16 protein-coding genes are annotated in these 13,437 nt (G+C 66.2%); 4 read left to right on the plus strand and 12 right to left on the minus strand.

Going from position 1 to position 13,437, the window contains the following annotated elements; genetic code table 11:
- Positions 1–8 precede the first annotated feature (8 nt).
- From ONR75_RS30100 to ONR75_RS30115, 4 genes are all read right to left on the minus strand, one after another.
- Entirely contained in the window at positions 9–800 is a 792-nt protein-coding gene (locus ONR75_RS30100) for a TOBE domain-containing protein (protein WP_265080478.1), read from the minus strand.
- Between the two features lie 289 nt (positions 801–1,089).
- Complete coding sequence (locus ONR75_RS30105) at positions 1,090–1,386, minus strand: HU family DNA-binding protein (RefSeq protein WP_265080479.1); 297 nt, start codon at positions 1,384–1,386, stop codon at positions 1,090–1,092.
- A gap of 29 nt (positions 1,387–1,415) precedes the next feature.
- Positions 1,416–2,066 carry a hypothetical protein gene (locus ONR75_RS32635; protein WP_320109671.1) on the minus strand — a complete coding sequence of 217 codons (651 nt, stop codon included), beginning with the start codon at positions 2,064–2,066 and terminating at the stop codon, positions 1,416–1,418.
- Between the two features lie 113 nt (positions 2,067–2,179).
- Positions 2,180–2,896: an MgtC/SapB family protein gene (locus ONR75_RS30115; RefSeq protein WP_265080480.1), complete on the minus strand. Its 717-nt coding sequence runs from the start codon at positions 2,894–2,896 to the stop codon at positions 2,180–2,182.
- 139 nt (positions 2,897–3,035) lie between these two features.
- Between ONR75_RS30115 and ONR75_RS30120 the strand changes: the two genes are divergently transcribed.
- The 3 genes from ONR75_RS30120 (at position 3,036) to ONR75_RS30130 (ending at position 5,894) form a co-directional block, all read left to right on the plus strand.
- A complete protein-coding gene (locus tag ONR75_RS30120) occupies positions 3,036–3,626 on the plus strand; it encodes a TetR/AcrR family transcriptional regulator (RefSeq protein ID WP_265080481.1) in 591 nt (196 codons plus the stop codon).
- A 90-nt stretch (positions 3,627–3,716) separates the two neighbouring features.
- A complete protein-coding gene (locus tag ONR75_RS30125) occupies positions 3,717–4,871 on the plus strand; it encodes an MFS transporter (RefSeq protein ID WP_265080482.1) in 1,155 nt (384 codons plus the stop codon).
- 3 nt (positions 4,872–4,874) lie between these two features.
- Positions 4,875–5,894 (plus strand): alpha/beta fold hydrolase, encoded by a 1,020-nt coding sequence (locus ONR75_RS30130; RefSeq protein ID WP_265080483.1) that lies wholly within the window; start codon positions 4,875–4,877, stop codon positions 5,892–5,894.
- Between the two features lie 202 nt (positions 5,895–6,096).
- Here the strand turns inward: ONR75_RS30130 and ONR75_RS30135 are convergent, their stop codons facing one another.
- Positions 6,097–6,987, minus strand: coding sequence for an SDR family oxidoreductase (locus tag ONR75_RS30135; RefSeq protein WP_265080484.1), 891 nt, complete (start codon positions 6,985–6,987; stop codon positions 6,097–6,099).
- 90 nt (positions 6,988–7,077) lie between these two features.
- Here ONR75_RS30135 and ONR75_RS30140 point away from each other — a divergent pair, with 90 nt between their 5' ends.
- Positions 7,078–7,893, plus strand: a complete 816-nt coding sequence (locus tag ONR75_RS30140; protein ID WP_265080485.1) for a helix-turn-helix transcriptional regulator — start codon at positions 7,078–7,080, stop codon at positions 7,891–7,893.
- Positions 7,894–8,101: 208 nt separating this feature from the next.
- Here ONR75_RS30140 and ONR75_RS30145 read toward each other — a convergent pair whose 3' ends face one another.
- From ONR75_RS30145 to crcB, 7 genes are all read right to left on the minus strand, one after another.
- Complete coding sequence (locus tag ONR75_RS30145) at positions 8,102–9,121, minus strand: WD40 repeat domain-containing protein (protein WP_265080486.1); 1,020 nt, start codon at positions 9,119–9,121, stop codon at positions 8,102–8,104.
- On the minus strand, positions 9,121–10,158 hold the full coding sequence (locus ONR75_RS30150; protein WP_265080487.1) for a CobW family GTP-binding protein: 1,038 nt from the start codon (positions 10,156–10,158) through the stop codon (positions 9,121–9,123). Before ONR75_RS30150 ends, ONR75_RS30145 begins: the two co-directional genes overlap by 1 nt.
- Before the next feature lie 50 nt (positions 10,159–10,208).
- Positions 10,209–11,090: a metal ABC transporter substrate-binding protein gene (locus ONR75_RS30155; protein WP_265080488.1), complete on the minus strand. Its 882-nt coding sequence runs from the start codon at positions 11,088–11,090 to the stop codon at positions 10,209–10,211.
- Positions 11,091–11,122: 32 nt separating this feature from the next.
- Positions 11,123–11,992, minus strand: coding sequence for a metal ABC transporter permease (locus tag ONR75_RS30160; protein ID WP_265083849.1), 870 nt, complete (start codon positions 11,990–11,992; stop codon positions 11,123–11,125).
- Positions 11,993–11,994: 2 nt separating this feature from the next.
- Complete coding sequence (locus ONR75_RS30165) at positions 11,995–12,744, minus strand: metal ABC transporter ATP-binding protein (protein WP_265080489.1); 750 nt, start codon at positions 12,742–12,744, stop codon at positions 11,995–11,997.
- 4 nt (positions 12,745–12,748) lie between these two features.
- Entirely contained in the window at positions 12,749–12,925 is a 177-nt protein-coding gene (locus tag ONR75_RS30170; RefSeq protein WP_265080490.1) for a hypothetical protein, read from the minus strand.
- 87 nt (positions 12,926–13,012) lie between these two features.
- Complete coding sequence (gene crcB / locus ONR75_RS30175) at positions 13,013–13,390, minus strand: fluoride efflux transporter CrcB (protein WP_265080491.1); 378 nt, start codon at positions 13,388–13,390, stop codon at positions 13,013–13,015.
- Positions 13,391–13,437: the final 47 nt, after the last annotated feature.

Raw genomic sequence — 13,437 nt, forward strand, 5'->3', positions numbered from 1 at the left:
CCTGCTGATCAGTCGATGGCGATAATGACGTGGGCGGCGTCGAACAGCGCGCAGGCGGCATCCCCCGGCGCGAGGCCCATGGCTGTGGCACTGCGCGCGGAGATCGAGGCCGCGAGGGTCTTGCCGTTGCCGATGTCGAGCACGATCTCGGCGTTGACCGCAGAGATGTCGCAGCGCCGGACCGTGCCGCGAATGCAATTGCGCGCCGACACCAGCGGCGCTTCGGCGCCAGGGGCGATGATGACGAACGGTGCCTTGACCAGCACGATGGCATCGCGGCCGACGCAGAGCCCGAGTTCGCGCAGGCTTTCGGCGGTCACCAGCGCGTAGATCGTGGTGTCGCCGGATACGTCGATCGCCACCTCGGCGCTGAGCGTATCCGAGTGGATGGCGGTGATGGTGCCGCGAAGCGCATTGCGCGCACTGGTTCGCATGAAGAAGCCCGAGACGAGGTTGAAGGGAGTGATCCCGCTGCCGGCCAGCGCCGGCTCGAGGGTCCGGAAGACGCGGGCCATTTCCGCCTCGAGGCGGCCGAAGGCCTCGATGACCCGCACGCCGGTCGGCGTCAGGCTGGCACCGCCGCCGGCCTTTCCGCCCGTCCGGGTTTCCAGCAGCGGCTGGCCGAACAGGTTGGTCATGGCGTCGAGCGCATCCCAGGCGGCCTTGTAGGTGAGGCCCGCGACCCTGGCGCCGGCGGCGATGCTGCCTTCGCGCGCGACCGCCTGCAGCAGCCGAATCCGTTCGCGGCCGACGGCCGACATGTCCGCGCTGCGGAGCGTGATGGTGGCTTCGATGGACATCGAGGGATCCCAGCGCGATATACTTAATCTATATAACGCATAGCCCGCATCGACGCGCCCGGCAAGACAGGCGATACCGATCCCGCGCCGACTGCATTGAGACGGAGAGCGGGATTCTGTGATGATGGTTGGTGGTGGATGGTCGCTTCGAAAACACCGCGGCGGGGCGCGGCGGCGGGCAGAAGCCGGCCTAAGAGCGGGCGATCTGCCGGTGTGTTAAGCCGCTGGCGCGGCCAAGCATCCGCCCGGAACGCGCTCGCGTTCCGGGTTTCAGGCGGACGGGACGCGCTTAGACGGCGTCCTTGAGTGCCTTCAGCGGCTGCGCCTTGACCTTCTTGCTGGCCGGCTTGGCCGCGAAATCCATCGGCTCCTTGGTGAACGGATTGATGCCCTTGCGGGCTTCCGTCGCCGGCTTAGTGACGACCGAAAGCTTGGCAAAGCCGGGAATGGTGAACTCGCCGAACTCGTTCAATTCCTTGTATCCGACAGCCGTCAGGTTCTCGATCACGGACTTCACATCGCTCTTCGAGACGTTGCTGGCTTCCGCGATCGCATCGATCAATTGAGACTTGTTCAACTTGGGCATTGTGCTTTCCTTTGATTCGCTGCGCGATATTAGGGGCTTTTGCCCATACTGCGCTCAAAGTGCAAACCGGCGCCCCGCTTGAAGCGGTGGCCGGCCTGTTGTCGTGCATGCAAAATGAGCAACCGTCCCGCGATCCGGGCCGAGCAACTGCGCTGAAAGCGTCCAATTTGCAGCAAAGCCGGGACGCGCACCGGGGGTGGACGGCTGTGCCGGTGCATCAGCCACCGCGCGCCATAGCTTAACTCATTGCGGGACCAACGGAAATCTGGATTGCATCTGCGGATGCCAGCCTCGCGCTTTGCGGGCCGTGTCGGCCTGGGCACGCCCGGGCGGAAAATGAACGCCTCATTTTGCCGGGATCGGCGGCGCGGTTTTTTCGGCTGGGGCCGGCGGCAGCGCCGGTTTCGCGCCGGCGTCCTGCGCGTCCTGGTCCGGACGCGCAGGCTGCGGGGAATATCGTGCGGTCGCGCGCCGGTGGTGGCGGGCTCCGCCGGCTCTGCCGGCTTGCTGGCCGCCCCCGGCGTCGACTGCAGCGGCGGGGTGGCCTGCGCCATGACCTGCGGATCGTGCGCCTTCAACTGCACCACGGAAGCCAGGGCGATCGCCGAACCGGCAACCACCATTGCGCCGGCAAGCAGCAGGTCTGTGCGCAAGGCGCGTTTGGTCTGGATCGGGGTCATGCTGTCCACCACGGTTATATCAGGCGAACAACGGATGGGGGATCGCAAGGTTCCCCGCGCCATCCGGCCAGGTTGCCGCATGAGCCGGCAATGGCTCCACTGTGCGGAGCTGCCTAGTCCTTGGTGCTGACTTCCCAGGTCGCGTGCTCGACGTCCTTGCCGCGTTGCAATTCCGCGACCACCGCATCCAGCTCGGCCGGGTCAATCGCCGTGCTCACCAGCATGGCGGAGATTTCCTGCATGTCGTCGCCATGCTCGGCGATATCGACACTGGCCACCGGATATTTGGCGCGCTCCAGCCGCTCGACCAGCAGGTCGCGCATGTCGGCGAGTGCGTCGGTGGCGACCGTCAGCTTGACGAAATAGGTCGCCTCCGACGAGCGCTCGTCGAGCGGCGCGCGGTTGATGGCATTCACCAGCGGCCGCAGCAGCGTGTTGCCGGCCAGCACGAACACCGTCAGCGCCATGGCCTGCGCGATCATGTCGGCCCCGGCACAGGAGCCCACCGCCGCCGATCCCCACAACGTCGCCGCGGTGTTGAGGCCGCGGACATTGGTGCCTTCCTTCATGATGACGCCGGCGCCGAGAAAGCCGATGCCCGACACCACATAGGCGATCACCCGCACGCCGCCATCGGCCCCGGCCAGATGCATCGCCAGGTCGACGAAGGCCGCAGCCCCCACCGCCACCAGCACATTGGTGCGCAGCCCGGCGGTGCGCTGCCGGTACTGCCGCTCGGCGCCGATCAGCGTCCCCAGCACGAATGCCGCGGACAGGCTGAGCAGCGTGTCGAGAAAGTCGTAGGTCTGGAACGTGGTGAGAAAACGCATGGCGGTGTCATGCGTACAGCAGATGACAAACGGATGACAAGCGGCCCGGGATGCGACGCGGCGCCATCCTTCGATGAGCCCTCTTGATTAGGGAACGATCGATCTCTATATCGGTCTCATGCAACGCGAGACGCACATCATGAGAAGCCCGGGCCGCCCCAGGGAGTTCGACATCGGCGATGCGCTGGACAAGGCGATCGTCGTATTCCGCGAGCGCGGTTTTCACGCCACCTCGATTGCCGATCTCAAGGCCGCCATGTCGCTGGCCTCGGGCAGCATCTACAAGGCATTCAAGGACAAGCCGGCGATCTTCCTCGCCGCCCTCGCCCGCTACGTCGGCAAGCGCGACGAACTGGCGGCGCAACGCTTTGCGACGGCGCGCTCCGGACGCGAGCGACTGCGCGCCGTGCTCGACATCTATGCGGAATCCTCGCACGGCGAGGAAGGCCGGCGTGGCTGTCTCGTGGTCGGCAGCGCCGTCGAACTGGCCACCTTCGACGCGGATCTGCGAACGTCGGTCGGTGCGGCGGTGAAGCGCAACGAAGCGCGGTTCGCCGAACTGATCGCGCAGGGACAGGCCGACGGCTCGATCGCGTCGCAGCGCGATCCGAAGGCGTTGGCGCTGCTGATGCTCTGCGTCACCAGCGGCATGCGCGTGGCCGGTAAGACCGGGCGCTCGCGCAAGGAGATGGCCGCCGTGGTCGATGCCGCCATGAAGCTGCTCGACTGATTTTTTGCCTAATTAGGGATCAATCGCTCCCTTATATGGAGTTGTACGATGCACGCCCCCGCCCCAAGCCGACCCGCCGCGGCGCCCCCGATGTCGACCCGGCTGACCGGCATTCTCGCCGTCGCCTGCGGCCTGATCGCTGCCAATATCTATTATGCCCAGCCGCTGGCGGGGCCGATCGGCGCCGCCGTGGGCCTGCCCTCCGGGGCGACCGGCCTGATCGTCACCCTGACGCAGATCGGCTATGGCGCCGGCCTGCTGCTTGTCGTCCCGCTCGGCGACCTCGTCGAGAACCGCCGGCTGGTGCTCGGCGTCATCGCCATCGCCGCTCTGGCCCTGTTCGGTGCCGCTTTGGCGTCCAGCCCATTGCCGCTGCTGGCGGCCAGCCTGGCGATCGGCGTCGGGTCGGTGGCGGTGCAGATCCTGGTGCCCTATGCCGCGCATCTGGCGCCGGAAGCGGTTCGCGGCCGGGTGGTCGGAAACGTCATGGGCGGGCTGATGCTCGGCATCATGCTGGCGCGGCCGGCGGCCAGTCTGGTGGCGGCGCTGTCGAGTTGGCCGGTGGTGTTCGTGCTGTCGGCGGCGATGATGGTGGTGCTGGCCATCGTGCTGCGCAAGGTCCTGCCGCGGCGTGTGCCCCACGCGCAGCTGAGCTATCGCCAGTTGCTGACCTCGATGGCCCAGCTCGTCCACACGACGCCGGTGCTGCGGCGGCGTGCGCTCTATCAAGCCTGCCTGTTTGCGTCCTTCAGCCTGTTCTGGACCGTCACGCCGCTGCTGCTGGCCGGACCGGCCTTCCGGCTGTCGCAGACCGGAATCGGCCTGTTCGCCCTGGCTGGCGTCGCCGGTGCCATTGCCGCGCCGATAGCCGGCCGGCTCGCCGATCGCGGCTGGACCCGCGCGGCCACCGCGCTGGCCATGGCGGCCGTCGCTGTCGCATTCGTGCTGACCTGGCTTGGCGCGGCGGGATCGCCGGCAGCCCTGACCCTGCTGGTCGTCGCAGCGATCGTCCTCGACTTCGGCGTGTCGGCCAATCTCGTGCTCGGACAACGCGCCATCTTCGCGCTCGGCGCCGAACAGCGCGGCCGCCTCAACGGCATCTACATGGCGACGTTCTTCGCCGGCGGCGCCATCGGCTCCGCACTCGGCGGCTGGACCTTCGCTTATGGCGGCTGGGCACTGGCATCGTCGATCGGGATCGCCTTCCCGATCGCCGCACTCGCGTATTTCGCAACGGAAGGATAGACCATGCAGACCACCCTGAAATCCAAATCGACGTCGCCCGCGGCCTCCCTGCGCCGTCTCGCCCTCGGCCTCGCACTGGCCGCGAGCGTGCTGGTGCCGGCGCGGATAGCTGCACAGCCGCAAGCCGCCCCGGCTTTCGATCCCGCCAGCTTCTGGACCACCTTTCATCACGGCAGCGTCAGCGTGAACGGCGTGCACCTGCATTATGTGGAGGGCGGCAGCGGCGCGCCCTTGCTGCTGATCCCCGGCTGGCCCGAGAGCTGGTACGCGTGGCGGCACGTCATGCCCGCCCTCGCCGCCGCCGGGCGCCATGTGGTGGTCATCGATCCGCGCGGCATGGGCGACTCCGGCCATCCGGCGTCGGGCTACGATATGAAGACCGTGGCGACCGACGTCCACGCGCTGGTGGAGGCACTGGCCCTGACCCAAGACGGGCCGATCGATGTCGCCGGCCACGATGTCGGCGCCTGGATCGGCTATGCCTATGGCTCCGACTGGCCCGGCGACGTCAAGCGCCTGGCGCTGTTCGACGCCGCCCTGCCCGGCGTCACGCCGCCCGCGCCGGCGGGCATCCCCAGCGACGCCGCCAATGTGAAGTCGTGGCATTTCGCCTTCAACCGGCTCGACGATCTGCCGGAGCTGCTGGTGCAGGGCCGCGAGCGCGAATACCTCACCTGGCTGTTTCAGAACAAGGCGTCAAAGACCTGGGCCATCGGCGCAGCCGATCTCGATGAATATGTCCACATCTACCGCCAGCCCGGCGCCGTCCGCGCCGGCTTCGCCTATTACCGCGCCGCGTTCGGCAGCGACGGGCTGGCGCAGGCCCGGGCGCGCGCGCAGCACAGACTGGCGATGCCGGTGCTGGCGATCGGCGCCGAATTCGGCGTCGGCGATAACCTCGTCGACGTGCTGCGGACCGCCGCCACCAATGTCAGCGGCGGAACGGCGAAGGGCTGCGGACACTTCGTGCCGGAGGAATGTCCGGAGGTGGTGATTGATGGTCTCAAGACGTTCTTCAAGTAGCGGCCGCGCGTCCTGCCAAGCGAGCTGCATTCTCAGGCGTTGGACAGGACACTCAAACGCCCGCCAAATTTGTCATGGCCGGGCTTGTCCCGGCCATCCACGATGTTTCGCGACCATGTGGATGGCCGGCATATCGCCGGCCATGACGACTGAGCCTTATCTTGTTGGTCGCTTCTCGGTCAGGCTCTCGGGATGAGAGCGCTCAAGCCTTGAAGTAGCCGGGCTGGCCGATGTCGGCGATCAGGCCGATCCCGGTCGGCGTCCAGCCGAGCCGCTGCTGTGTCAGGGCGCTGGAGGCCGGCATGTCCAGACCGGCGAACACCGCCAGCGACCCGAAATAATCGCCAACCTCCTCCTTCGTGATCGACACCACCGGCACATTCAGCGCGCGGCCGACCACGTCGGTAATCTCGCGCATGGCCACGCCTTCCTCGCCAACCGCGTGGTAGATCCCGTCCACCGCGCCGTTCTCCAGCGCAAGCCGGTACAGGCGCACGACATCCAGCACATGCGCCGCAGCCCAGCGTTCGGCGCCTTCGCCGACATAGGCGGCGGCGCCTTTCTGGCGCGCAAGCTCGACCAGATAAGAGATCAACCCGGCCTTGCCGGCGGCGCCATGCACCTGCGGCAGGCGGATCACCATCGCGCGCACGCCGCGCGACGCATAGGCCAGGCCCGCCTGCTCGGACACGCGCTCAACATGCGCGCTGGTCTCGCGCCTGATATCTTCGGTGACCACCATACCCGGCGCGACGAGGCCAGTTCCCGAGGTGACGATGAAAGGTTTGTCGGTGCCTGCCAGCACATCGCCCATGGCTTCGATCGCCGCCTTGTCGATCGCGCCATTCTCCGCGTATTTCGCGAAATCATGGATGAAGGCCAGATGAATCACGCCGTCTGCATCCCTCGCACCGCTCTTCAGGCTGTCGAGGTCCTGCAGCGAGCCGCGATGAACCTCCGCGCCGAGCTTCTTGAGCGTCGCGACGTTGGCTTCGGAGCGCGCGAGGCCGACCACCTGATGCCCGTGTGCGATCAGCTCCTTTGTCGTTTCGCTGCCGATGAATCCGGCGGCGCCGGTGACGAAGACACGCATGAGAAAGTCTCCCTGTTCAGAAGGCAGGGATATGGTAGGTTCATCATTCGGGTAAAGTAGTGAGCTTATACGGGTATAATTGCTAACAGCATGACGGACGCCAACCCGCTCGGGGCTTATCTCAAGGATCGCCGCGCCAGGCTCGATCCTGCGGCCTTCGGCTTTTCGCTGCAGCGACGGCGAACGCCGGGACTTCGACGCGAAGAAGTGGCGCAGCGCGCCCATGTGAGCGCCACTTGGTACACCTGGCTGGAGCAGGGCCGCGGCGGCGCGCCTTCCGCCGACGTGCTGGATCGCATCGCCCGCGCCATGATGCTGACCAGCGCGGAGCGCGAACATCTGTTTCTGCTCGGTCTCGGCCGGCTCCCCGCCGCCCGCTATCAGGCGCCGGACGGTATCTCACCGCGCCTGCAACGCCTGCTCGATACGCTCGCCTACAGTCCGGCCTTCGTCCGCACGGCGACGTGGGACGTGATCGCCTGGAACAGCGCCGCTGCGGCGGTCCTCACCGACTACAGCAAACTGCCCGATGGACAGCGCAATATCCTGCGTCTGATGTTCCGCGACAGCCGGGTCCGTGGCGCGCAGCCCAATTGGCCAAGCGTCGCCCGCTATGTGGTGGCGTCGTTCCGCGCCGATGTGGCGCGTGCCGGTGCGGCGGGCAACGTGCAATCGCTGGTCGACGAGCTCTGCGCCACCAGCCCCGAATTCGCGGCGATGTGGCGCGACAACGATGTGCAGTGCCAGCATGGCGACGGCACCAAGGTCCTGCACCATGCGATCGCCGGACCGTTGTCGATGGAATTCTCGTCCTTCGCCGTCGACGGCCGGCCCGACCTCAACATGGTGGTCTACAATCCCGTCACACCGGCGGACGCGGACAAGATCCGCGCGCTGCTGAAGTAGGCACGGGCGGCGCCGCAGCGCCGAGTCGCCGTCGCGACCAAAATGGTGCCCCGGACGCGGTGCACTGCGTCGCCGGACGATGCGAAGCATCGTCGGGTGGCGTGGTGCGCCGCAGAGCCGGGGCCCAGCTATTTACAGGGAAAGCGGGATCCCGGATCTGCGGAGCAGCGCAAGAGCGCTGCACCGCGTCCGGGACACGAGTCCGCTCCTACAGCTCCAGCAGCCCGCCATCGCCGTCCTGGGCGGCGAAGGCGAGCAGCGTGCCTTTCGCGTTCCAGGCCAGCGCGGTGACCGGCTCGCCCTTGTTGGCGCGCACCAGGATCTCGGCGCCGTCGGTCATCCGCGCCATCAGGATGGTGCCGTCGCTGTAGCCGCAGGCGAGGATGTCCTGCTTCGGATGGCAGGCCACCATGGTGACCTTGGCCTTGAGCGGCGCCAGCATCGCCGGCTCCTTGCCCATCGGGCCGTCCTTGCTGCCGAACGGCCAGACGATGACGCTGTCGGCGCCTGACGTCGCCAGTCCCTTGCCGCCGGCACTCCACGACACCGAGCGCACCCGCGCCGGATAGCCGGTCATGCGCATGTGCTTGCTGTCGGCCAGCCGCCAGCCGTGCAGCGCCGGCTCGTGCATTGCGGTGACCAGGAACTTGTTGTCGGGGCTGAAGGTGACGCCGAGATGCGAGCCGGCCCATTCCAGCACGTCGACCTTGCCCACCATGTTGGGAAACCACAGCGTCACGCCGTTGTAGTGCGCAATCGCCAGCCGCAGCCCCTTTGGCGCGAAAGCCAGGCCGCCCACGGTCGACGGCACCTCGAAGAACTTCTCCTCGTTCTTCGGCTGGCGCACGAACGCCACCTTGCCCACCGACCACGCCACCGCGCCGTCGGGATGCAAAGCGACGTTGTCGATCCAGCGCCGCTTGGCGTCGGTGGCTAGCGTCGTGACCTTGCCGTTGCGGTCGAGCGCGACAAGCTTGCCATCGTCGCCGCCCATCACCACGCGGTTGCCGTCGGAGGCGGCACAGAGAATGCCGCCGCTGGCCACTGCGACCGGCGTCATCTCGCCGCTGCCGCTGACCAGCGTCACGGTCTCCTCGGCGCCGACGAAGGCGGCGCGATCGCCGAGAAAATGAATCGCGATCACCTGCGCGCCGATCGCCACCGGCACCACGCGGTCGGTGACCGAGACGATGGATTCCTGCTCCTGCAGCGGATTGAAGTCGCTCATCACGCGGGAATGCAGTTGGCGAAGCCGTCGCGGATCATCTGTTCCGGCAGGTCGCGACCGATGAAGACGAGGCGGCTCTCGCGCTTCTCGTCGTCCTTCCACGGGCGCTGGTGATCGCCTTCCAGCATCATGTGAACGCCCTGGAACACATAGCGGTCATCGTCGCCGATGAACGACAGGATGCCCTTGGAGCGCAGCATCTTGGCGCCTTCGGCGGCGACCAGCCCTTGCAGCCACGGCATGAAGGTGGCGGCGTCGAGCGGCTTGTCGGTGCGCAGCGACAGCGACTGCATGTCCTCGTCGTGATAGTGCTTCATGCCGTGGTCATGGTGATGATGGTCGTGGCCGTGATGATCGTGGTCATGATCATGCGCGTCCTCGGCATCGAGGAATTCCGGCTCGATCTCCAGGATGCGGTCGAGATCGAAGGCGCCCTGCTCCAGCACGTCGGACAGCTTGACCTGCGCGCGCTCGGTGCGATGCAGCTTGGCATAGGGGTTGATGGCGCGGATGCGCGCTTCCACTTCGGCAAGCTCCGGCTTGGTGACGAGATCGATCTTGTTGAGCACGATGACGTCGGCGAAGGCGATCTGGTTCTTGGCTTCCGGCGCGTCCTTGAGCCGCTCGCTCAGCCACTTGGCATCGGCCACCGTGACGACCGCATCGAGGCGGGTGTGCAGCTGCACGTCCTCGTCGACGAAGAAGGTCTGTGCCACCGGCGCGGGATCGGCGAGGCCGGTGGTTTCCAGGATGATGGCGTCGAACTTGCCCTTGCGCTTCATCAGCCCGTCGAGAATACGGACGAGGTCGCCGCGGACGGTGCAGCAGACGCAGCCGTTGTTCATCTCGAACACTTCTTCATCCGCGCCGATGATCAGGTCGTTGTCGATGCCGATCTCGCCGAATTCGTTGACGATGACCGCGTATTTCTTGCCGTGATTCTCCGACAGGATGCGGTTCAGCAGCGTGGTCTTGCCGGCGCCGAGATAGCCGGTCAGCACGGTCACGGGGATTTTGGCGGCGGTCGCTTCAGACATGGTCACTCCAGCGGGGCTTGGTGCGCGCCGGCAGCAGGGGTGCCCCTGCGCTAGCTGGTCAGCGCGCTCGTCAGCGCCTTTATATTGTGCCTGACCATATCAATGTAAGTGGGGGCGTCGCCGTTTTCCCGGGTCAGGCTGTCGGAATACAGCGTTCCGCCGATCTTCGCCCCGGTCTCGGCGCTGATCCGGCGCATCAGCCGGGGATCGCTGATATTTTCCAGGAACACCGCGGGGATCTTGCCGGCCTTGACCAGAGTGATGATGACCGCGATGTCGCGGGCACTGGGCTCGGCCTCGGTGGAGACGCCCTGCGGGGCGATGAAGGCGAGGCCGTAGGCGGCAGCGAAGTAGCCGAACGCGTCATGGGTCGAGATCACCTTGCGGCGGCCCTGCGGAATCGTGGCCACCGCGCTGCGCACCTCACCATCCAGCGCATCCAGCTTCGCCAGATAGGCCTCGGCATTGGCGTTGTAGGACGCGGCGCCGGCGGGGTCAGCGACACTCAACGCTTTCCGGATGTTGGTGACGTAGATTTTCGCGTTGGCCACCGACTGCCAGCCATGCGGGTCGGCGTGACCGTCCAGCTTGCGGGTCGCGATGCCGTCGCTGGCGGCGACGATGGTTGCCTTGCCGCCGGAGGATTGCACCAGCCGCGGCAGCCAGCCTTCGAGGCCGAGCCCGTTGACGATCAGCAGTTTCGCATCGGCGACCTTCTTCGCGTCGACCGGCGACGGCGTGTAGACGTGAACATCGCCGTCGGGACCGACCAGCGTGGTGACGCTGACGCGATCGCCGCCGACATTTCTGGCGAAGTCGCCGAGGATCGAGAAGCTCGCCACGACATGGATCTTATCCTGCGCGGAGGCGCCGGAAATACCAGCAAAACCAAGGGCTAACAGGGAGCCCAGAACAGCACAAAAACGCCACATGAATTGCACCACTTCGTCTCAGGATTTGGGGCTTACGCCTCGAGATGCCGGCCGGGAAACAACTGCCGGACCAAGCCACTGACATTGCCGAACAAAACCGAAATCACGTAAATTCCGGCCGCGACCAAGATGATGGCCGGCCCGGACGGCACTTTGGTCTGAAACGACAACACCAGTCCGAAGTAGCCGGCCAGCATGGCGCTTGCGACGGCGATGACGATCATGCCGGTGATATCGCGCGACCAGAACCGCGCGATGCCCGCCGGCAGCACCATCAGCCCCACCGCAAGCAGCGTGCCCAGCGCGTGAAAGCCGTTGACCAGGTTGATCACGACGAGCGCGAGGAAGGCGAGATGCGCCGGCGCGCCAGCGCGACTCACGGTGCGCAGGAAAACCGGATCGACGCATTCGACCACCAGTGGCCGGTAGATGACCGCCATGACGATCAGCGTGATGGTCGCATTGAAGGCGATCACCAGCAGCGTCTGATCGTCCAGCGCCAGGATGTTGCCGAACAGCACATGCAGCAGATCGATATTGGTGCCGCGCATCGACACGATGGTGACGCCGAGCGCCAGCGACACCAGATAGAACGCCGCCAATGACGCGTCCTCCTTGATCTCGGTGACGCGCGAGACCAGCCCGGCCAGCAGCGCGACGGAAAAGCCTGCAATCAGCCCGCCAAACGTCATCGCGAACAGATTCAAACCTGAAAACAGAAAGCCGACCGCAGCACCCGGCAGGATCGCATGCGCCATGGCGTCGCCGACCAGGCTCATCCGCCGCAGCATCAGGAACACGCCGATCGGCGCGCCGCCAAGCGCCAGCGCAATCACGCCGGCCAGCGCGCGGCGCATGAATTCGAAATCGATGAACGGCGCGATCAGCGCATCGTACAGCATGCTCATGCCGCCCGCGGCGGTGCGACGCAAGCCGACGCGCCGTCGTCAAAGGCCTCGCACATGCGCCGCGCTTCCTTGAGGTTTTCCGCGGTCAGCACCTGCGCCGTCGGCCCCCACGCCACTTCGCCGCGCGCCAGCAGCAAGGTGTCGGGAAAATTCGCGCGCACCAGATCCATGTCGTGCAGCGCCGCCAGCACGGTGCGCTTCTCGGCGTGCCAGTGCCTGACAAGGCCGATCAGGTCGGCCGAGGTTTTTGCGTCGATGGCGTTGAACGGCTCGTCGAGCACGATGACGCGCGCGTCCTGCAACAGCACGCGCGCGAACAGCATGCGTTGCATCTGCCCGCCGGACAACGTGCCGATGGTGCGGTTCTCGAAGCCGTTGAGGCCGACTGCGGCGAGCGCATCCGCGATCTGTCGCCGCGCCTTCTGACCCATCCCGCCAAACAGACCGGTGGTGCGCCACAGCCCGGTGCCGACGAAATCGAACACCGAAATCGGAAACGTGCGGTCGATATCGACGCTCTGCGGCAGATAGGCGATCTCGCGCGGCTTGAGGTCGCCGAGCCCGATCGCGCCGGCCAGCGGCTTGAGAATGCCGACGATGCCGCGAAACAGCGTCGACTTGCCGGCGCCGTTGGGGCCGACGATGGCCAGCAGGCTGCCGGCGGCGATCTCGCCGCTCAGGTGGTGCACCGCCGGATGGCGGTCGTAGCCGAGCGTGACGTCGTGAAAGCTGAGCTGGGCGACCATGGCGCTACCTCATGGCCGTCAGAACGACCGCCCATAGCGCGGCGCTGACCAGCAGCGCGGCCGACAGCCGCGACAGCAGGGTCATGCGCAGGATCGACCACGGCGCCGGCTGGGCCGGATGCGGTGCGGACGGGCCATGGCTGTGAGCATGGGAATGCGGGTGGTCGTGCGTATGCGGCATCGATGCGCCTGGGCAAAAGATATCGGGCGACCTGAGGTCGCCCTGCCCATTTGTTATATTATAACATAACCTTGTGCAACGTCCTGTTCAGGTAAAATGCCGGACCAGCGCCAGTCCGGCGAACAGGCCGATAATCGCCAGCAGAACCGAGCCCAGCACGTAGAGCAGCGCCAGCCCCGGCTCGCCGCGCTCATAAAGCAACCCCGCATCCAGCGAGAATGCCGAGAAGGTGGTGTAGCCACCGAGAATGCCGGTCATCAGAAACAGCCGCCACGGCTGCGACGCCTCGCCCTTGAAGGCGAGATAGCCGGCGATCAGGCCCATCACCGTCGAACCTGTGATGTTGATGATGAAGGTGCCCCAGGGAAACGCCGTGCCCAGGCAGCGCGCGCATGTGACGTTGATGGTATGGCGCAACGTCGAGCCGAGTCCGCCTCCGATAAACACCAGAACGTAATTTAGCATTGATTCACCAACCGTTTTTTGTCCGCTCATACGGCGCGTGGCGCGCT

The organism is Rhodopseudomonas sp. P2A-2r (genome assembly GCF_026015985.1).
Taxonomy (GTDB): Bacteria; Pseudomonadota; Alphaproteobacteria; order Rhizobiales; family Xanthobacteraceae; genus Tardiphaga.